This window comes from Nocardioides sp. LS1, assembly GCF_003865225.1.
GTDB lineage: Bacteria > Actinomycetota > Actinomycetes > Propionibacteriales > Nocardioidaceae > Nocardioides > Nocardioides ginsengisegetis.
Genome location: NZ_BIFF01000005.1, coordinates 341,496 through 361,198 on the forward strand (window position 1 = coordinate 341,496; position 19,703 = coordinate 361,198).

Annotated in this window: 21 protein-coding genes; 5 read left to right on the forward strand and 16 right to left on the reverse strand. The window is 67.3% G+C overall.

Features of this window, described 5'->3' with window-relative positions; genetic code table 11:
• Positions 1-56 precede the first annotated feature (56 nt).
• The 13 genes from EJF31_RS15805 to EJF31_RS15865 form a co-directional block, all read right to left on the reverse strand.
• Entirely contained in the window at positions 57-848 is a 792-nt protein-coding gene (locus EJF31_RS15805) for an SDR family NAD(P)-dependent oxidoreductase (RefSeq protein WP_125038087.1), read from the reverse strand.
• Positions 845-1,165: a hypothetical protein gene (locus EJF31_RS22170; protein ID WP_221767606.1), complete on the reverse strand. Its 321-nt coding sequence runs from the start codon at positions 1,163-1,165 to the stop codon at positions 845-847. The genes EJF31_RS15805 and EJF31_RS22170 overlap by 4 nt, the downstream gene beginning before the upstream one ends.
• A 19-nt stretch (positions 1,166-1,184) precedes the next feature.
• The gene (locus EJF31_RS15815) at positions 1,185-1,697 is read right to left on the reverse strand and encodes a 3-phenylpropionate/cinnamic acid dioxygenase subunit beta (protein ID WP_221767607.1); all 513 of its coding nucleotides are present in this window, start codon (positions 1,695-1,697) and stop codon (positions 1,185-1,187) included.
• Positions 1,698-1,732: 35 nt separating this feature from the next.
• A complete protein-coding gene (locus tag EJF31_RS15820) occupies positions 1,733-3,112 on the reverse strand; it encodes an aromatic ring-hydroxylating dioxygenase subunit alpha (protein ID WP_221767608.1) in 1,380 nt (459 codons plus the stop codon).
• Positions 3,054-4,100 carry a dihydrodipicolinate synthase family protein gene (locus EJF31_RS15825; RefSeq protein ID WP_125038090.1) on the reverse strand — a complete coding sequence of 349 codons (1,047 nt, stop codon included), beginning with the start codon at positions 4,098-4,100 and terminating at the stop codon, positions 3,054-3,056. The genes EJF31_RS15820 and EJF31_RS15825 overlap by 59 nt, the downstream gene beginning before the upstream one ends.
• Positions 4,101-4,175: 75 nt before the next feature.
• Positions 4,176-5,018 (reverse strand): 2,3-dihydroxyphenylpropionate 1,2-dioxygenase, encoded by an 843-nt coding sequence (locus EJF31_RS15830; RefSeq protein WP_125038091.1) that lies wholly within the window; start codon positions 5,016-5,018, stop codon positions 4,176-4,178.
• Positions 5,015-5,266, reverse strand: coding sequence for a hypothetical protein (locus EJF31_RS15835; protein ID WP_125038092.1), 252 nt, complete (start codon positions 5,264-5,266; stop codon positions 5,015-5,017). Before EJF31_RS15835 ends, EJF31_RS15830 begins: the two co-directional genes overlap by 4 nt.
• Positions 5,267-5,323: 57 nt before the next feature.
• Positions 5,324-6,472, reverse strand: a complete 1,149-nt coding sequence (locus EJF31_RS15840; RefSeq protein ID WP_125038093.1) for a S9 family peptidase — start codon at positions 6,470-6,472, stop codon at positions 5,324-5,326.
• 41 nt (positions 6,473-6,513) lie between these two features.
• Positions 6,514-7,734 (reverse strand): NAD(P)/FAD-dependent oxidoreductase, encoded by a 1,221-nt coding sequence (locus EJF31_RS15845; protein WP_125038094.1) that lies wholly within the window; start codon positions 7,732-7,734, stop codon positions 6,514-6,516.
• Positions 7,731-7,937, reverse strand: a complete 207-nt coding sequence (locus tag EJF31_RS15850; protein ID WP_125038095.1) for a ferredoxin — start codon at positions 7,935-7,937, stop codon at positions 7,731-7,733. The genes EJF31_RS15845 and EJF31_RS15850 overlap by 4 nt, the downstream gene beginning before the upstream one ends.
• A gap of 21 nt (positions 7,938-7,958) precedes the next feature.
• Positions 7,959-9,017: an amidohydrolase family protein gene (locus EJF31_RS15855; RefSeq protein WP_221767609.1), complete on the reverse strand. Its 1,059-nt coding sequence runs from the start codon at positions 9,015-9,017 to the stop codon at positions 7,959-7,961.
• A 137-nt stretch (positions 9,018-9,154) separates the two neighbouring features.
• Positions 9,155-9,739 carry an amino acid synthesis family protein gene (locus tag EJF31_RS15860; RefSeq protein WP_125038097.1) on the reverse strand — a complete coding sequence of 195 codons (585 nt, stop codon included), beginning with the start codon at positions 9,737-9,739 and terminating at the stop codon, positions 9,155-9,157.
• Positions 9,740-9,859: 120 nt separating this feature from the next.
• On the reverse strand, positions 9,860-10,351 hold the full coding sequence (locus tag EJF31_RS15865) for a hypothetical protein (protein ID WP_125038098.1): 492 nt from the start codon (positions 10,349-10,351) through the stop codon (positions 9,860-9,862).
• Between the two features lie 337 nt (positions 10,352-10,688).
• Here EJF31_RS15865 and EJF31_RS15870 point away from each other — a divergent pair, with 337 nt between their 5' ends.
• The 3 genes from EJF31_RS15870 (at position 10,689) to mobF (ending at position 16,264) form a co-directional block, all read left to right on the forward strand.
• Complete coding sequence (locus tag EJF31_RS15870) at positions 10,689-12,149, forward strand: APC family permease (protein ID WP_125038099.1); 1,461 nt, start codon at positions 10,689-10,691, stop codon at positions 12,147-12,149.
• A 72-nt stretch (positions 12,150-12,221) separates the two neighbouring features.
• Positions 12,222-12,464, forward strand: coding sequence for a hypothetical protein (locus EJF31_RS15875; RefSeq protein ID WP_125038100.1), 243 nt, complete (start codon positions 12,222-12,224; stop codon positions 12,462-12,464).
• 1,157 nt (positions 12,465-13,621) lie between these two features.
• Positions 13,622-16,264 (forward strand): MobF family relaxase, encoded by a 2,643-nt coding sequence (mobF, locus tag EJF31_RS15880; protein ID WP_260430904.1) that lies wholly within the window; start codon positions 13,622-13,624, stop codon positions 16,262-16,264.
• Between the two features lie 3 nt (positions 16,265-16,267).
• On the opposite strand, the gene EJF31_RS15885 is transcribed toward mobF, so the two are convergent.
• Positions 16,268-16,882: a helix-turn-helix transcriptional regulator gene (locus tag EJF31_RS15885; RefSeq protein ID WP_185736317.1), complete on the reverse strand. Its 615-nt coding sequence runs from the start codon at positions 16,880-16,882 to the stop codon at positions 16,268-16,270.
• 110 nt (positions 16,883-16,992) lie between these two features.
• On the opposite strand from EJF31_RS15885, the gene EJF31_RS15890 reads away from it, so the two are divergent.
• Entirely contained in the window at positions 16,993-17,235 is a 243-nt protein-coding gene (locus EJF31_RS15890; RefSeq protein WP_125038102.1) for a helix-turn-helix domain-containing protein, read from the forward strand.
• A gap of 60 nt (positions 17,236-17,295) precedes the next feature.
• On the forward strand, positions 17,296-18,513 hold the full coding sequence (locus EJF31_RS15895; RefSeq protein ID WP_260430905.1) for a site-specific integrase: 1,218 nt from the start codon (positions 17,296-17,298) through the stop codon (positions 18,511-18,513).
• Here EJF31_RS15895 and EJF31_RS15900 read toward each other — a convergent pair.
• Together EJF31_RS15900 and EJF31_RS15905 are read right to left on the reverse strand one after the other, a co-directional pair.
• A complete protein-coding gene (locus tag EJF31_RS15900) occupies positions 18,503-18,961 on the reverse strand; it encodes a hypothetical protein (protein WP_125038103.1) in 459 nt (152 codons plus the stop codon). The two genes, EJF31_RS15895 and EJF31_RS15900, sit on opposite strands and share 11 nt — an antisense overlap.
• Positions 18,961-19,626 carry a hypothetical protein gene (locus tag EJF31_RS15905; RefSeq protein WP_125038104.1) on the reverse strand — a complete coding sequence of 222 codons (666 nt, stop codon included), beginning with the start codon at positions 19,624-19,626 and terminating at the stop codon, positions 18,961-18,963. Before EJF31_RS15905 ends, EJF31_RS15900 begins: the two co-directional genes overlap by 1 nt.
• Positions 19,627-19,703: the final 77 nt, after the last annotated feature.

Below are 19,703 nucleotides of genomic sequence, written 5' to 3' on the forward strand. Positions count from 1 at the left end.
GACTTTGCTTCCCCCGTCCGCGGACAGTCGCCCGAGATCGTCCGGACCGGCACACCTCAGGTGAGCGCTCGGCCGCCGTCGGTGTTGATGACTTGCCCCGTGATGACGTCGGCAGCGTCGCGGTCCGCCAGGAACACGTAGGCGCCGGCGTGTGACGCGGGGCTTGGCGTCTTCTTCAGCAGAGTTCCGGACGCGATTCGGGCGTCGCGGTCTACGCTCTCAGCGACCGTCTGTTGGGCGGTCCCGAGGCTTTGGAGGCCTGAGAACTTGGTCGCGGAGGTCCCGCCGGGTGCCACGGCATTGACCCTGATCTCCGGGGCCAGTTGCGTCGAGAGGTGATGGACGGCGCCGCGCAGTGCCCACTTCGAGGTGCCATAGAGGACGCCGCCGCCGACGGGGTGGAAGGCCGACTCGGACAAGGTGAGCGTGATCGACCCGCGCGAAGCTCGCAGGTCGGGGACGGCGGCGCGGACTGCGTGGAGGGTCCCGAGGACATTCACGCGCCAAACCTCGTCTGCTGCCTTGTCCAGTTGGTCCGCGTTGAGCGTCGTCAGGTCCGCATAATGGTCGAAGACGCCGACGCAGCAGGTGAGGTGGTCCAGTCGCCCGGTGGCTTCGACGGCGACCGAGACCGCGCGCTCCAACTCGGTCGAAGCCGTGCCGTCGCCGGTGAGCACGATGAGGCGCTCGTGCCCAAAGTCCTCGGTCAAGGCCCTGGCGTGGTCGGCGGACCGCTCCAGAACGACGAGGGAGGCTCCCTCTCGGTGCATCGCGGTGGTTGCTGCTCGCCCGATGCCGGACCCACCGCCCACCACGAGGACGCTCTGCCCCTCAAGTCGTCCGGTCATGGCGCCGGGCGTCGCGCGAGGAGCTGGGTGATCAGCTCGGGTTCCTGGTAGCTCAAACAGTCGAGCGCGAGGGCGTCGAGCATGATACGACTACCCCGCCGTGGCGACCAGATGTCGAGCCGCATGCCGTTGCGGGTCTCGATCTTGCGTACTACGACGTCCGCGAACTCGTTCGCGATGAGGATTGGGCCGTCGGTGGTTTCGGTTGGATAGTCGGAGCGATCGCCGATCTCGGGGTTCTCGAACACCGGTACCGCGGCGTCCGCGTCGGCCTCGCTGGTGTCGCTGTGCTGCCTGGTCTCGTTGTGGTCGGTCATCGGTCCTCGCCCTCGGCCGTCAGATGAAGATGGAAAGGTTGTGCGCGTTGATCAGGGACTGGTCGAAGGCCGCCCATCGTCGAGCCAGTCGCCAGCCGTCGGCTGTGTGCCGCACGGTGTCCTTACGGAACAGCGAGTAGAAGCTCGGCTCGGGGCTGTCGCCGCGGCTTCGGTAGATGAAGCAGTTGGAGTTGACCAGGTACTCCCCAGGCTCATCGGTGGCGTTGACGATGACGTTCGTGACGTAGTGTCGGGTCCGCGACGGTGGCTGCTCGGCCCATGAGAAGTCGGTTTCGAGTCGCTGGATTCTGACCCCGAGGGTCTGCCGGTCGTCGTCGAAGATGCGCGATGTGGGTGCGAGCTCCCAGTCGGCGAGCCCCTCGCGGGTCACGCGTACGGGAACCTCGTACCGGATGTCATCAGCGAGCATCGCCAGCCAGTCGCGGTAGCGACGTTCGTCGAGGGCGAGTGCCTCCCGGTACATGAACTCCTGCACCGACCAAGCGGTCGCCATGTCGACCGAGCCGTGCACGGACTTGTTCGGCTTGCTGTGAGTTGGCGTCGACATCAAGCCTCCCCAGCCAAGTAGTCGCCCCACCGGCTCCACAGGTTGCGGAAGTTCGTGTCGTTGACGTACGGGCGAACAGCGTGGCCGGGTCCGGGGAAGTCGGGGTCGCGCTCGCTCTCCATGCCCATGATGTACGGAAACTCGAGGTCGCGGACCATCGTCGACCCGGCCGACTTGGTGACCTTCGTCCAGTTCTCGAAGTCGTCCTGCTCGAACGTTCCGGCCTGTCCGAACGCGAGGGTGTAGGCCCGGTAGGCCTCGTCTTTGTACTCCTGGGAGGCGGTCTTGGGGACCAGGCACCAGGAGTACATCTCCATCCGGCCAGGGCCGGCCGGGTGGTAGAGGCGCATCGTGACGAACCTGACGCCGGGTTCGCCCGGCACAAGGCTGAACGGCTGCATCAGGAAGGACAGGTTCGGGAAGACCGTCCCAACCGCCGTACGGGTCTTGGCGAAGACCTCCACCTGCTCAGGTGTGAGGGATTGGCGCATCTCCTCGACCAGTTCATCCGGGAATCCCCCGAATGGCGGGAAGTTGGGGCTGTGCCCTAGCCCGATTCCGTGCCCCCGCTCCGGGATGCTCACCGCCCAGCCCTGGCTGTGGGTGGACCCGGAGGACGGGAAATACCCCAGGCTGAAGCCCCACTGATGGGCGACGGGGGTGTGGTAGCCGTCCCCGGCGAAGTTCTCGGCGCAGATCTTCCAGTCCGTGTCGGCTACCCAGTGGTCGGGCGGACCGTGCACCTCGACCCCACCGAGTCCGTGCTTGAGGTAGAGGTCGAGGTAGAACTGGAATCCGCCGAGGTACTCCTCCAGCGTCGGCGCGTCCGGGTCGAGGGTGCCGAATACAAGGCCCTCGTAGCTGTCGACCCGTACGCGGACCAGGCCCCAGTCCTTGCGCTTGAGCCGGCCCTCGTATCCCTCCTTCATGTAGGGGACCCCGATGAGCTCGCCCGAGTTCTTGTAGGTCCACCCGTGGTAGGAGCAGCGGAAATGCGAGGCGTTCCCGATTTCGGACTTGCACATCACGTTGCCGCGATGACGGCACATGTTGAGGTTGGCGTGGACGACGCCCTCCTCGTCGCGCGCGACGATGATGTTGTTGTTTCCGATGTAGCGAACGACGTAGTCGCCGGGGGAGCTGATCTCGCTCTCGTGTGCGAGGAAGCACCAGGCCTTCGAGAACAGGCGGTCCTGTTCCAGGTCGTAGACGTCGGGGTCGTTGAAGGCGCGGACAGGGAAGCGCCCTTCAGCGATCCCTGTCCGCGTCTTTGCGACCCACGGCTCCAAGGAGGGGTTCGGTACCGTGGAAGTCATCAGTTCAGACCTTGGCGAGCGAGTCCTTGGAGGCGCGCACGCCGAAGCGCTGCTCGACCTCACCACGGATCTGCTTGTACCGGTTGACGTGCTCGGCCGTAGTCATGACGTGCTCCTCGGGCACCAGGTCTTCGGTGTACGGCGGTCGGCACTTGCCGACGTTGATGTAGCCCGCGCCGTTCACCCGGATCTTCTCCAGCGGGATGTTGTACTTGGCGAACTCCATGAAGTCTTGGCCGACCAGGAAGGGCTCGTGGGCCCACCGCAGCCGCTCTGTCAGCCAGCGAGCGTCCTCTGTTCGGCCCTGCTGGAGGGCGTCGCGGAGCTCGAGCACCGGGCCCGGGCCCATGGCGGTGGTCGAGGACCATGCCATTCCGACGAGTTCCTCGCCGTACATCTCCCAGGCGGGGAACCAGTCTGTCTCGATCGACATCAGCGGGAAGCGGGTGCCGGTGTGGGCCATGTCGTTGTGGTAGCGGAAGCCCACCGAAGCGCCTCCGGCGTACTTGACCGCGACCACCTGGGGCAGGTCCACGAGCGTCTTGTAGACGCGCCGCGGAATGATGCCGCCGAACGCCGCAGTGTTGTCGTAGACGACGATGGCCTGGTCCGGGACCGCTTCGGCGACGTCGCGGTAGAAGCGCTCCATAACCGGAGCGACCATGTCGCCCCACATTGGGCGGCCGAGCAGCGTTCCGGTGGTGCCGAGGTCGGAGAGGAATTTCATCCGGCTGACAGTGTCGCGAGTGTTGAGCGTGGTGGTGCCGATGAAGACCGGGAAGTCCTCGTTGACCGCTCGAACGGTCTCGGCCACACAGCCTGCGAAGGCCTTCCACTCGTCGAGCGTGAGCGTGGCACACTCACCGAGGGTGCCGTTGAGGGCGATGGCGTCGACGCCGTCGTTGATGAGCGCACGGATCATCCGCTCGGTCTCGGCCAGGTCGACGGTGTCTACCGCGTCGACGCGCTCGGCGCCGGGCAGGGCAGGGGTGGGCGGGTAGGCCATGACGCCACGCATGTCGCGTCCGGTCACCTTGGGCAGCTTGGACATTGGGTGGTGCTCCTATTTCTGTGGGTTGCTGTTCTCGACGGGGGTGTCGCAGCGGGTGGGTGAGGTTGCGACTGCTCAGAGACGGGCCGCGGCGACCGCCGTGCCGGTGAGCCACTCGGGCACGGCGGCGTAGGCGAGTACGTCGAACCCGGTCTGGGCGGCGCCGGCAGCGACGAGCCAGGTCCGGATCTCGTGGGCTCCGTTGCCCGCGGCGTCGATCTCTTCGCGGGTGTAGTCGGTGAGGCGACCGGCGTCCCCGTCGGTGAGCCGATCGATGAAATCGTGGTCGAACTCCTCGTTGACCTGACCCGACTCCGGCAGCCCGACCCAGTGGGAGAGCCCCCCGGTGGCCAGGACCACAACCCGCGAGTACTCGCTTTGCGCGGCCACACCGTCTCGGATCATCCGGCCGAAGTCGTAGCAGCGTTTGGGGGTCGGCCACGGCGGGTTGACGCCGTTGACGATCACCGGGACCAGCGGGTACCTCGCGTCGGGGTCGAGATGTTTGAGGGGGACGCTGAAGTTTTCGTCGAAGTCCAGTCCACCCTCGACTAGGGATGGGTCGAACTCGGCGTCGAGGGCAAACTCGTACAGGTGCCTACCCAAGGGCGCAGCGCCGGGGTGGCGACGCTGGGAAACGTTGACGAACCGCGCCATCTCCTCGGTTACTGGGCCTAGGTAGGAATCGCCCGTGGCGATCGCGAACGCAGGCAGGTTGCCGAGGTTGAAGTTGGTGAAGTGCTCGACCGAGACGACCACGAGGGCGTCAGGCTCGAGCGCCTCGATGCGCCGCGCCACCTCGCGGTAAGCGCTGTCCACCTCCTGGCGGACCTCCGCCGTGGCCCGCTCGGGCCAGCCGGTGATGCCGGGAGAGTGCGAGGCCGCGAAGGCTCCGACGACTTGTCCGGGTGTTCTCATGGGGTCTCCCCTCGAATCTGGGCGTAGTAGGCGGCTCGGTCGACCTGCAGCTGGATGGCGCAGAAGTAGAGGAGGTACGGGTTGATGCCGTGCTTGTACATGGACCTGAAGTCCAACGCGCTCATCCACCCGCGGAAGTCGCCGTGGATTCCGTACTCGTCGAGCACGTCGTCAGCGTCGGCCAGGTAGCGCTTCTTGACCTCCGGGTGTCGGCGGATGTCCCAGAGGAGTTGGTGCAGCTCGTACATCCCGTCACCTCCCTCTAGTGGTCGTATCGGTTGGGGTAGCCGTGGCCATGAATTCGGTCAGCCGAGCCGGTGGACGAACCAGTCGGACAGGCGAGCGGTGGCTACGGAGAAGTAGTCGTAGCTGCAGTGAAGTGAGCCGGCGCCGTCATAGATGTCGACGGTCACGTCGTCCGTGGTGAGGGCATCTACGAACCGGTGGGCGCCCTTGATGTCCATGATGATGTCGTCGGTGCCGTGCATCACGTAGACGGGAATCGCCAGCTTCTCTGCGACGCCGTCCAGGGTGAACTCGGCGAGCTTGGTGCGTGCTTCCGCGTCGTCCTTCGAGCCCGTCAGCCACTGGAGCTGCTGCTGGAGCGGGGGGTAGAACTCGTAGAAGTCCGTGAGGATGCTCCACGTGCCACACCAGGCCGCGACCGCCTTGACGCGCGGCTCGAATGCCGCGGCCCGGGGTGCGTAGTAGCCGCCGAAGCTGACGCCGGCCAGGCCGATCCGGTCGGGGTCGACGTCGTCGCGCGCGGTCAGGAAGTCGAGGATGGCCGCGACCGGCACCTCGTAGTCGGGGCGGCTGTAGAGCTCCTTGAAGCGCAGCGAGCTGCCGCGACCAGGCGTGTCGACCATGATCACGTTGAGTCCGCGGTCGGGGAACTCGGTGCCGCCCATGAAGTAGAGCTCCTCGGCCCAGGAGTCGGCGCCGCCGAGGAACAGCACTGTCGGGCGCGCCTGCACAGGGCCTTCGGGGCGGACGAGGTAGCCGTCCATGGTGATGCCCTCGAACGGAACCTTGATCCGCTCGATGCGGCCTCCGAAGAGCTCGACGGCCTTCTGGAAGTTGGCGGTTCCGGTCGTGTACGCGAGCTCGCGGCGCGGGTCCTTGGACGCCAGGAAGAACTCGGAGTGGCGCCAGTAGCTGCATGAGCGCATGAGAGCGCGACGCGCGGTCACGACGTCGCCGCGCTCGAGCGCGGCCTCACCGGCAACAGCTACCTCCTGCGCGGTGCGGCTCCACTCGCGCTGCCAGACCTCTCCGTCAGTGGTCTCGGTCCCGATGCGGGCGGCGGTCCGGGCGCATTCGAACAGGTCGGCCCCGCCGACCGCGACCTGGGCGAGCAGCCGCATTGTCTGCAGCGACCAGTCCTCGTCCTGGGGGAACAGCTCGATGATGGACAGCGCGTCCCGGTTCTGCTCGATGGCGGTTGCGGTCATTGGTTTCGCTCCTGGTCGTGGTGAGTCGGTGTGGGTTGTGGTCAGGCTGTGGCGGCGGCAGCCGCGGTCGGGGTGGCGGGCGTGCAATCGCGGGTCAGATCGGAAACCCGTGTCCGCTCGGCGATGGCGCGCCGAAGCTGGGCCATCTCGCGGGGGGCGTTGACGCAGACGGCCCCGCGGATGCGCCCCCCGCGTGAGAAGGCGGCGACAAGCCGGGCGTCTTCGTCGCGGAGGATGTCGACGTCGTCGGCGATGCTGGGTCGCCCGACGCACCTGAGCTTGGCGTCGAACTGGTCGGTCCAGAAGAAGGGAACCGACGTGAACGGGTCGCGTGAACCGAGCAACCGGCCCGCCGCATGGACTCCCTGCTCGACGGCGTTGGTCCAGTGCTCGACACGCATCGACTCGCCGAACTGTTCGTTGTCCCAGCGGGCGATGTCGCCCGCTGCGACGACGTCGGGAACGTTGGTGGCGAGGGTCGGATCACAAAGGACGCCGTCACCGAGGTCGATTCCCGAGCCGCGGAGCCAGTCGGTGGTGGGCATGCTGCCGGTCCCGACCAGGCAGCAGTCCGCACGCAACCGCTCCCCGGAGTCGAGGGCGATCGTCGTGGTGCCGTCGGGCTCGTCGTCGGCCCTGATGATGCTCGCCGAGAGCAGCAGCCGGACGCCGGCCAGCTCGTGACGCCGCGCGAACCAGATTCCGATTTCAGGGCCGAACGCCTTGCTCATCGGCTGGGCGGCGACGTCCAGGACGGTCACGTCCAGGCCCAGCAGCCGGGCGGTGGCGGCGGTCTCGAGGCCGACGAAACCGGCACCGACGACGACTAGGTGTCGGGCACCGGCCAGCGCCGCGGACAGCCGCTCGGCTTCGTCGAGTGTTCGCAGCTGGTGGGCATGACGCAGGCGCAACGCAGGCGGCAGTGGTCGATGTGCGAGGCCGGTGGTGAGGACAAGCCCGTCGTAGTCGAGGGTGGCCTCGTCGGCCAGCCTGAGCTGACGGTGTGTGGTATCCAGCCCGACGGCCTTCTCTCCGAGACGCAGCTCGATGCCACGTTCCGCGTACCAATGCTCGTCTCGCAGCTGCAGTGCGGTCTGGTCGATGCCTTCGAGCAGCGCGTCCTTCGAGAGCGGCGGGCGGGTGTACGGCAGGTGGGGCTCGGCGCCGACCAGTACGAGCTCGCCCTCGTAGCCCTGGGCCCGGAGCTCCTCGGCAGCGCTGACCCCAGCGAGGGAGGCGCCGACCACCAGGATGCGTCTCATGACGTCTCCGCGATGCGTATGGCCTGCGCCGGGCAGCAGCGGGCTGAGGCTTCGGCCTTCTGCCGCAGTGCCGGGTCCGGGTCCTCGATCTTGAGCAGGGCCTGGTCGTTGTCGTCGTCGAAATCCCAGATCTCCGGGGCCTCGATGAGGCAGTTTGCGTAGCCCTGACACTTGCCGGGCTCAAACAGGACCTTGAACGACATTGGAACTCCCTAGTGCCCGGCTCAGTGGCCGGCTTCGGCGAGGTGGGGGGCGGGCGGCGTGACGGTCACCAGCCGGGCCGCGCGCGGGGTGTTTCGGCTGGTGAGGGTGCGGAGCTGGCCGTCGGTGATGACCGCAGTGATGCCGGGGATGTCTCCGACGGCGAGCGCACCGAGCGCGTCGTCGGCGGTGGATCCCCACGGCGCGTCGAGGACGACGAGGTCGGCGACCTCGCCCTCACGCAGGAACCCTCCAGGGATGTCCCAGGTTCGGGCGTTGTTGCCGGTGGCGGCGGCCCAGACGACAGCAGGGTCGGCGGACGTGAGGGATGAGAGCTCGGCGACTGTCTTGAGGACTCCCAGCGGCATCACACCGGTGCCGGTAGGGGTATCGGAGCCGATGACAACGCGGTCGAACCGGTCCTCAGCCAGGCACTTCTCGAGGATGCGCACCGAGGACCGCAGATTGCCTGCCTGCACGAGCTGGAGTGCCATGTCTGTCTGCTCGATGATCCGGTCCACACCGGCGACATCGAGCGAGGTCGGACCGCCGTTGAGATGCCCGCACACGTTCGGCGCTAGGTGCATCAGGTGGTCGGGCGTGATGGGTTTGCTGCCGGGGATGCTCGCGCCGCCGGAGTGGCACATCACCGTGATGCCGTGGGCTTGGGCGGAGCGGACCTGGTCGTAGCCGTCGGCTGGGTCCTCGTAGAGCCCGAACCCGAACTTGGCCAGATGCACCCCGGCCGCCTGCAGCTCGGCGAAGTCGTCGTCGGTGAGGGTCGGTTCGAGTACGACGGCCCCGGCGTGCACCGTCATGCCGTTGGGGTGGAAGTTGCGGAAGCAGGACATCGCAGCGATGGCGAGCGCCTTGACACCGGTCGCGTCGTGAGGTCGGCCCTGGGCGTGGATCTCGCCCGGCGAGACGACACGCGTGATTCCGCCGTGTACGTAGCTGGCGAGGAAGTCGACTGTCTTCTGTCGTGGAGTGTAGTCACCCAGGACCACGTGACAGTGAGAGTCGATCAGACCGGGCGCCACGGTCGCGCCACCGGCGTCGATGAGTGTCGTGGCGGCGTCCACCTCCGCCTGGAGGTCCTCGCGCCGCCCAACTCGGGAGATGACCCCGTCGGCGACAAGGACGGTGTCGGCCGCGGTGTTGACCGGTGCGCGGTGGTCTCCGGTGAGGATGGTGCCGGCGCCGACGACGGCCAGGGTGGTCATGCCGTGGCCTCGGTCGCCGCCTCGGCCACCGTTAGGCCGCCGACTCGCGCGTTGAGTCGCCCCCGATTGGCGACGGCGGCGATCACGACCATCTCGTCGGGGTGAGGCGCGTCGGGCAGGTGCACGGTCATGGCGTCGTAGTGGCTGCGCACCCAGATCTCGTCCTTATAGGCCAAAGGCACGTCGATGAAGGCTCCCGCGGCCGACGGCTTGGTGACCGACGTGATCCATGCCTTGCCCCCCCCGATGGCGTCTCGGAAAGCGTTGCCGAAGATGGAGGTGAGTGCCGCGTTGATGTGCTCCTGCTCCCCGTTGGTGCCGACCAAGCCAGCCTTGCCGTAGCTCTGCGGGGTTTCACCGAGCAGGCGTACAGCCTCGGCGCCGAGGCTGGTGCCGATGTCGAAGGACGTCTCGACGATGTGGCTGAGGTCGGCAACGTAGCCCTGACCCGCACAGGGGTTGGCGACGACCGCGCAGACCGCGACCTTCTTCAGGGGCCCCCCATCGTCGCCCCGGCCCGCGGCCGAGTGGGTCTCCTCGATGAAGGAGAGGGTCTTTCGGACGACCAACTGCCGGTTCACGGTGCCTCCACGTGTGACGTCCTGGAGCGCGGTTGCTCAGGTTCGCCTCGACAGTAGGTTCGTGACCGCCGCGCCTGCCGTCCCCGATCGGGTGTATTCGGCCCCCGGCGCAGCCGCCGGCTACGAGGCGGCGACCGAGCGTCGTGCCCAAGTAGTCAGGTGGGCGGAAACCGCGGCTGCCGCCTGCTCGGTTTGGCCGGCGAGGCGAGCCATGGAGTAGCCGAGGACGGCCTCCTCGTGCTCGACGGTCTCTTGCAACGCGTCGGCGTCGTCGTCGGGACCGAGGTCGCGCATCTTCTCGAACTGCGGAAGTGCCGAGGTCGCGATCTCAAGGGTCTCGCGCATGAAGGCGTCCCAGTCCTGGTTTCTCCCCAGGGTTGAGACGTACTCCTCGGCTTCCTTGTGCGACGGCCCAGGATCGAGGTCGAGGCCGTGGGCGATCACCACCCGCTCCAGGGTCCGCCGAGTCCGGGACTCCAGGGCCAGGAGCAAGCGGAGGTGATCGCGCTCCTCAGCAAAGACATCTTCGGTGAGGAGACGTTCAAGCATGCGCTCGCCCCACACCTCGCCCAGGTATGCCCAGGTCACTAGCTCCTCGTACGTCTGGTCCATCGCAACCCTCTTTCCGGTTTGGCTCGTAGCCGAGCCAGGCTTGCCCGATGACGCGTTCACCGGTGAGCGCTCTCGCTCCTGGCCACTTTCACGCCGCGGCGATGGGAGAACATCCGTAGAAGTACGGACGACCGAATGCGAGGGGGCAGGCGACCATGGCGAAGATCACACGAAAATCCAAATACACCCACTTGGGTGACACCCGGGAGGCAGCGCAGTGCGAGCGTTCAAGACCATCGGGCTTCCGAGCCCACACCAAGTCCAGGTGACCGCGTAGGGAGCAACGTCGCTCCGCGCGCAGAATCACGGTATCCAGTCTCGCAAGGAGGGCTCCCCGATGGTGGACGCCGACCAGAACAACTCAGACACGACACAGAGATCCCTGCGCGCCGGTTCCCTCGGGGTGGTCGGGATCGCCTTTTTCGTCATCGCGAGCATCGGGCCGATGTCCGCGGTTGTCGGTGGCGTGCCGCTCGCCTTCGCCGTCGGCCCGGGCGCCGGTGTCCCGGCGCTGTTCGTCCTGACCGGTCTACTGCTGCTCTTGTTCGCGGTCGGGTTTGTCACCATGTCCCACCGGATCGTCAGCGCCGGGGGCTTCTACGAGTACGTCGGCGCGGCCTTCGGAGTTCGCGCCAAGCGCGCTGCCGGCTACCTAGCGCTCCTCAGCTACTACGCAGTCGTGATTGCGCTCTGGGCGCTGTTGGCGGTCACGCTGTCCGGTTTCGTGGTCGAGTTCGGTGGTCCTGAGGTCTCGTGGGTGTACTACATGCTCGCCGGGCTTCTGATTGTCGGGTTCCTCGGCTACCGCGACGTCAACGTCAGCGCGCGCGTTCTGGGCGTCCTGACGATCGCCGAGGTCGTCATCATTCTGGTCCTCAATGCCGCCGTGATCTTCCAAGGCGGAGCTGAAGGCCTCTCGGCCACGCCGTTCGAGCCCTCGCGGGCCTTGGACGGCAACGTCGGCGCTGGCCTGCTGTTCTGTGTCGCCGTCTTCCTCGGGTTCGAGGGAACCGCGATCTACAGCGAGGAAGCTCGCGACCCCAAGCGCACGATTCCGATCGCGACGTACGTCTGTGTCGGGCTCATCAGCGCCTTCTACATCCTGACCACCTGGACGCTCGTCATGGCCTTCGGGATCGACAATGTCCAGGGCGCCGCACAGCAGGACCCCGCCGGCTTCGTCTTCAGCGCGGGCGCCCAGTACATCGGGAACAGTTTCGTCGATGCCATGAAGGTGCTCTTCGTCACCAGCACCTTCGCCGCGTGCCTTGGCATGCACAACGCCATCGCGCGCTACCAGTTCTCGCTCGCCCGTGAACGGATGCTCCCGGAAGCCCTGTCCGAGACCCACCCCGTATGGAAGTCCCCGACCAAGTCCTCGGTCGTCCAGACGATCATCGGACTCGGGGTGACCGTGCTCGCATGGGCGACCGGCCAGGACCCGATTCACATCGTCTTCGCGCTGCTCCTCGCCGTGGGGACTCTCGGCGTCATCGTGATCTGGGTGTTCACCTCGGCGGCGATCGTCAAGTACTTCCAGGTCGAAGAGCACGACGAGCACGTCTTCAAGACCCTGATCGCACCCGCGATCAGCGGGGTTGGCCTCGCCTGGGTCGTCGTGCTGCTCATCAAGAACTGGGACCTTCAGACCGGGATGCCTGACAGCTGGGCGAGCTACCTGCCGCTGACGATCGTGGCCGTCCTGGCTCTCGGATTCCTGCTTCCTGTGCCTGCAGGTGCCTCAGTCAGGACCCGACCGATGTCAGACGCGTCCGATTCAACTCGGGAACCAGTGTGACGACTGAAGACGAGCTTCGCGGCTCGGCTCCCGCTCAACTGGGAGCCGAGCCGCCCGGCTAGACCCTCCACCATGAGCGACTACGTCTCCCCGGCTGCACTCGACGAGATGCGTCGCCTATTCGCCGACACGTGGCACTACGCCGCAACGCTCGCCAAGCTGCAAGGCCCCAGCCACCACGGGGTGGCGACTCTTGGAAGCAAGTCCGTTGTAATCACGCGCCCGATCGACGGCTCGCTCAAGGGCATGGTCAAATTTGGCTGGTACACGCCCAGTTGCCGCCGATCGGCGAGGTCATGTGCTCGCGATCCGTGAATCGTCAGGCTCTATCGATCATCTGGTCGGCGAAGAGCCGAACAGTGGCTCAGCAACCGACCAGGCGACACCCGCACCGGACGTGGACCCGGCCTGCTGCTGACGCTTGACCGCTCCTCGACGTACATGCCAGCCACGACCTCACGTTGTGGGCCCGGTAGGCACCACGCTGACCGCGAACACCGGGACGTCGATCGCAACCATCGCGTTCGGCGGAAGGAACAGGAACTGGAACCCAGGCGATGCAAGAAGACGCCGCCGCGAAGCCGGTGGACGCTACCCCCGCGCGCTCATCCACGCCACGACCTTCGCGAAGGCGTTCAAGGTGGGCACCGGGGGGTACGACAGCCAGTTCGATCCCCACGCAAACACCCAGTGCGGCGCTGCCAAGCTCGTGCCCGTGGAACTGCCGGACGGACGGACTCGAGGGCGAGACCCCAATCGACTTCTCCGAGGCGTGGATCCGGTCTCGGACGTACCTCTGACTAGTGCCCGGGATCTGGCCGCGAGAAGTCGACGGGAGTAAGCAATCGTCTGGACCCCGGAGACTGTCAGGATCTCAGCAACTGTTGTTCGCGGGGAAGCCGTTGCGCAGGAAACGCGAACTTGGTTCTCGCCACGGTGACGAAACCTGGAACGCGCCAAGCACCACGAGAGCGACTGCAGCGGCCACCAAGTTCGGGAGCAGTGGCGCAGCCGCCCCAGGCTCGCCAATGAGCAGGGCCCATCCTGCTCCCTTCCGTCGTGGGACATCAGCCGGCGTCCGTAGTGGCTCGCTCACTTGTCGGGCCGCATGGGCGAGGACTGCGAGACAAGACCGGGCCTCGCCGAGCGTCGGCAGGGAGGCGAGACCGCAGGTCCCGTGACGACGCTAATGGACCGTCAGGTCGTACGGGCACTTTCGGCCAGCGCTTACTGACGGCGGCTGCCATGCCCCTCTTCAGACCATCCAGCGTCCCAGGCCCCTTCCACGCCGCCCCCCTTCCGCTCCTCATCATTGGAACCCGTTGACACTCGCCAGTTACCCGAATCTCCTGCGTATTGCCCCTTCTTCTCGCCTTTCAGCGCTTCTTGGAAGGCGGCACGGATGCTACGAAGGACGTAGATGGGTCGCCCGTGATCGGGCGGCCCATGCGGCATTTCTAGGGGTCCGTTGGTTGTCGACGGGCGTCGTGGAGGCGATGGTCCGGGTGCACGGCGGCGTGAAGTTCTACAACGGCGCGGCCAGGGCCGCGCGCGCCTACGTCGAGCGCGACCGTTCGCGGGCCGACGACTACTACCTCGCCGAGGGCGCCGGTGTCGCCCAGCGGGTCACCGCGACCCCGGATGGTGTCGCGAGAGCCGGGTCGATGGACGGCGACGCGTACGAGCAGTGGGTCGCCGGGGTCGACGTTGACACCGGTCGCAAGAAGGGTCGGGTTCGCGAGGACGCGAATGCGCTGCGGTTCGTCGAGGTCACCGTCAACGGCCCGAAGACGTGGTCGCTGGCCGCAGCGCTACATCCAGAGGTTTCGGAGGCGCTCGACGCGGCTCAGGACAGGGCCGCCAGCGAGATCGTCGGCTGGGTTGCCCAGCATGCGACTACCCGGATCGGGCCGAGGGGGCGGCAAGTCCAGGTGCCGGTGGAGCAGATCGAGGCCGCCGTGATCCGGCACTACACGTCACGGGCCGGCGACCCACATCGGCACCTGCACCTCCAGGTCAACGCCCGCGTCTACGCCGCCGGCGCCTGGCGGGGCCTGCATTCGGTGGGTGTGCGCGACATGATCGAAGCGATCAACGGCATCGGCCACGCAGCGGTCACCACCGACCCGGAGTTCCGGGCGGCCCTCGCCGAACGCGGTTTCACCCTTGACGCCGTAACTGGGGAGATCGAGCAGCTCACGCCGTACGTCGGGGCGTTCAGCGCTCGGACCAATCAGATCCACCGCAACATCGACCGATACGAAGCGGAATGGCGACGCGAGCATCCCGGCCAGGAGCCTGGGCCGCGGCTCCGTGAGGCGTGGGATCGGCGGGCGTGGGCCGATGCGCGCCCGGACAAGGTCATCCCCACGGACGGCGCTGACCTGGTTGCGCGGTGGAACGCCGAACTACGCGCCCTGGGCTACCGCGACCCGGACGCCCCTGCCGCGCTCGAGGCAACTCAGGTCGCCTGGATCGACCGGGACGGGACGGCGGACTGGGTCATCTCCCAGCTCGGGGCCAAGCGGTCGGCTTGGAACACCGCCGACATCCGGGGCAAGGTCGAGGTCCTGCTGGCACAGGCCAACCTGGTCGCCGAGCCCGCCGCACGGATCGAGCTCGCCGAGGACATCACCGCCCGCGCCGCCGCCTGCTGTGTTCGGCTGCTCGCCTCACCCGACGTGCCCGAGCACGTTCGGTCACTGACCTCCCGGCAAGTGGTGAAGGTGGAGGCGGACCTCGTCCACCTCCTCGCCCGCCGCGCCGAGAAGCCCGCCAGTCGGATCCGGCTGCACGGGCGCGGGCTGGTGCGGGTCGACCCGACCCAGGCCGCCGTCGCCGGCGCCTTGGCGGGTGGCGGCCAGCTCGTCGTCGTGGAGGGCGCGGCCGGAGCCGGTAAGACCACCATGCTGAAGTCGGCGCAAACCGTGCTGGCGCGGCAGGGACAACGGCTGCTGGTGGTGACGCCGACGTTGAAGGCGGCCGAGGTCGCCGCCGCGGAGACCGGCGCCGACGGGCACTCGGCCGCTTGGCTGATCCACCAGCACGGCTGGCGGTGGGACGACGACGGGCACTGGGCACGGCACCCCGACGCCGCGCCCGACCCGGTCGCCCGACTGCGACCAGGGGACCTGCTGCTGGTCGACGAGGCGGGGATGCTGGACCAGGACACCGCCCGCGCCCTCCTGACGATTGCCGACGAGACCGGCGCGCGGGTAGCGCTCGTCGGTGACCGGCACCAACTCCCGGCCGTCGGACGCGGCGGCCTCCTGGACCACGCCCTCGCGTGGGCTCACCCGACCGCCGTGGTGACCTTGGCGAAGGTGCACCGGTTCACCGACCCCGACTACGCCGCGCTCAGCCTGCGCATGCGCACCGGAGAGGACCCTGCCGCCGTCTTCGACGCGTTGCATCGCCGCGGGTCGATCGTCGTCCACCCCACCGACAGCGAACGCACCGTCTCCCTCGCCGAGGCGGGCGCGGCCGGCGACCTCGTCGTCGCCGACACCCGCGAGCGGGTCGCCAGCCTCAACGCCGCGATCCGCGACCAGCGCCGCGCCGACCCCGCCACGGGTGACTCGGCCGGTTCGATGGTGACCGCTCGAGGCGAACGGATCGGGCTCGGGGACCGCGTCGCCACCCGCCGCAACGACCCCGACCTCGGGGTCGCGAACCGCCAGACCTGGACCGTGACCGGCATCGGCGAGGACGGCAACCTGACCCTTCACGGGCGCCGGCGCAATCGGGAGATCCCAGCGGAGTACGCCACCCGGTTCATCGAGCTCGCCTACGCCACCACGGTCCACGGCGCCCAGGGCGAGACAGTCGACCACGCGCATGTCGCACTCGCCGACACCACCGGCGCGGCGGCGGCGTACGTCGCGATGACCCGCGGTAGGCACAGCAACGTCGCCCACCTCGTCGCCGAGTCCGTCGAGGACGCACGCAAGCAGTGGGTCGCGGCTTTCGGTCGCGACCGCGCCGACCTCGGGCCCGCGCGTGCACGTCGCCAGGCGATCGACGCCATCGACCGCTACGGCCCGCTGGCGCCACGCGGGCCGATGCCCGAACCTCTCCCGCTCTCGCCCGCTCGCAACGACAGCCTCAGCACCTGATGATTAACGGCGGCGGCGACTGCTCTTGGTGGGTGGGGGCCACTCGATCCCGATCTCCCCTGCAATCCGGGCGCTGAAACCGCCCGGGTCGCGCGGCGGCCCGGCCTGCGAGGCGGTGGCCGCGTCGATGACGGGCTGCCAGGCAGCCCGGATCACCTCGGGCAGATTCATGTGTGGCCACGCCTCAATCAGCAGGAGTCCGTCGACGGAGTCCAAGAGCATCTCTGGAAGCCCACGCACGAGGACCAGCTCGTAGTAGGTGATGCGGGCGGCCGGGTCCGAGAGATCCCAGACCTGGTGGTCGTCGGTGTGGAAGATGTACTTCAGAACCTGAACCCGTGAGAAGCAGTCAGGTATTGGGACCGACCACAAACGGTCCGGGACGACGAACGAGCCGACCTCGGGGTCCTCGATGAGGTCGAAGAAGACCATCGGCTTCACCGCGAGCTCAGCATCCGCGGCGGCGAGCAATCTCTCGACAACCTCCAACGTTGGCGACTTCCGGCGCGACTCATACTCCGACACCGATGACTGTTGGGTCCGGGCCATCTCCGCCAACCGGCGTTGCGACAGGCCCGCCGCGCGACGGGCGGCCTCGATCACCGTCTTCGGCTCCATCCGTCGATGATCGCCGATCATCGATTGGAATGCCATGAACACCTATTGGACGAGGCCGGAAACCCCGACCTACGACCGACCCCGGTCGAATCTCATCAAGGAGCAGTCTCATGACCGCGTCACCCATCACCCACTACGAGGACGGCCGCCCCGCCAGGAACCCCGGCGACGAGATGCTCACCCTCCAGGAGGCCTGTCGCTTCCTCCGCGTGCCCGAAGGCACCCTGCGCTACTGGCGCCACCTCGGAGCGGGACCCCGCAGCTTCAAGGTCGGCCGCCACGTCCGCTACTGGCGCGCCGACCTCATCCTCTGGCTCACCGAGCAGACCGGCCGTCCCCAGAACCATCGCTGACACGGGGCGCTGTCGGATCCCAGAGAGACGATGGGAGCGATCCTGGAAGGGAGCATCACCATGGCGGGAAGCATCGCCAAGCGAGTCAACGGCAAGTGGCGGGCGCGGTACCGCGACGAGTCCGGCAAGGAGCACTCGCGGCACTTTGACCGCAAGATCGACGCCCAGCAGTGGCTGGACCAGGTCACCTCGACCGTGGTCACCGGCACGTACGCCGATCCCAAGGCCGGACGAATCACGTTCGCGGCTTTCTTCGGCGAGTGGTCGGCCCGCCAGGTCTGGGCACCCGGCACCGTGCTCGCGATGTCGCTCGCGGCCAGATCCGTGCCTTTCGCGGCGAAGCCGATGAAGCAGGTCCGGCACTCGGACGTCGAGAACTGGATCAAGCAGATGGACGGTGCCGGGCTCGCCCCCGGCACGATCAAGACGCGGTACGTCAACGTCAGGTCGGTGTTCCGCGCCGCGGTGAAGGACAGGGTGGTCGGCTCCGACCCGACCGACGGCGTACGCCTCCCGCGTGGCCGTCGCGCGGACGTCGCCATGTCAATCCCCACGCCCGAGGAGGTCGGGCAGCTCATGGCCGTGGCCGACGAACGGTTCCAGCCGTTCATCGGCCTCTGCGCCTTCGCCGGTCTGCGACTAGGCGAGGCCGCCGGGGTCCAGCTCGGGGACGTCGACTTCCTCCGCAAGTCGCTCAAGGTGTCCCGCCAGGTGCAGCGCGTCAAGGGCGGAGAGATCGACGTACGGGCGCCGAAGTACGGCTCAGAGCGCGTCATCTACCTCGCTGACAGCCTCGTTCACGTGCTCGCCGAGCACGTAGCCGCTCACGGCACATCCGGCACGAATCGGTGGATCTTCGCCGGAGAGGGCGACGACCCACCGCACCAGAACACCGTCGGCTACTGGTGGCGCAAGGCGCTGCGCGACGCTGGCCTGACGAACATCAAGCTCCACGACCTGCGGCATTTCTACGCCTCCGGCCTCATCGCCGCCGGGTGCGACGTGGTGACCGTCCAGCGATCGCTTGGCCACACGAAGGCGAGTACGACCCTCAACACCTACGCCCACCTGTGGCCGACCGCCGAGGACCGCACTCGCAAGGCTGCGGAGTCGATCATGTCCGCCTCGCTCGGCCAGCCTGCCGCGACGCTCGCCAACTTGGCGCCCACCAAGGGCGAGCGAGCCGCGATCTCGGATCGCAACTGTGCTCCTCAGGGCGCCGCTTCGTCCTCCTGCGGTGCGCGTCACAGCGGCGAAGCGCCGAACCTCAGAGTTTGAGCATCGGGAGCGTGACTCCTGTGAACCCGATGCGCTGAGCAGCCGTGGCGATGGTCTCCCGCAAGTACGGGTGAGCTATCAATGCGGCGGTCGTGCCGCCAAACCGTGCAAGAACCTCGGGGCTCGGCGAGACAGCGGCATCTTCATACGTCGCTGTGACGACGATGGCGACCTCGATTGTGCCCAGCGCTGTCCCCTCGGAGTCGACGATGGTCACCGATGCGTCATAGCGCCAGTGCGCGGAACTCTCACCGGTCATAAACCCGACTCGGGTCTCGAAGGACGCTTCCTCGGACTCGCCGGGGCCGACCCGCTCGGCGAGCACCCTGTGTGTCTCAACGGAGCCGAGGCTGAGCGCCTCGACAAACGCGTTGTACTCCTCCGGCGTCGGATCCTCGAAGCTCGGCAGTTCAATCTGGTCGTCTGCGACCAGCTGCTCACCAGCCATCAGAGTGCGTTCGCGAGCTTCGGCCTGGTCCGACGGGTCGGGGATGTTACGTCCTCGAGCCCACCGGACAGCAGGAGGAACTGCGCAGACGCGGCCGAGTAGCTCGACGACGGCTGTGTCTTGATGGAGACACGGCCGCCAACCAGCACGGACTGGCTCGGCGACGTCACCTTCGACAGGCATGCATTGATCTCGTGGATCTGAACGTCGCTGAGGAAGCAAACACCGTGCTCGGGGTCGACCTTGATGATCTGACGAATCCATGACACAACCTCGCGCCATGCGTACAGCTTCATCGAACGACCGCGCTCGGCCGCGACAATCTGACGCGGACCCGGGAACGGAGTGCCGCCCGCGCGACGCTTGCCGGCCGCCCATAGACGCACGGCCTCGTGCTTCATGCCGGTGCGGACAGCTATGTCACCAAGAGCGACAAGCTCATCGTGAACTTCAACGACCTCGACGCCCGGCAGGTAGCGCTCAATGCGGCGGGCAACGCGCACCGCCTCGATCGGCGCTAGGTGATCCTCGCAGTAGATGACTACCGAGCTGATCTCCTCGCAGGCCTCGAAGTCCAGGTCGTCGAGCTCTTCAGGGATCGCAGCGCGCGCATCAGCGTCACGCAGATCAATACCGCGCAGAAGCAGGACAAAGCGGACAAGCATCGTGGTAGCTCATTTCGGACTTGGGGAAGGCCTCGTTAGGCCCAGCATAGGGAGAGTGTTGGAATCTTCCAACACTC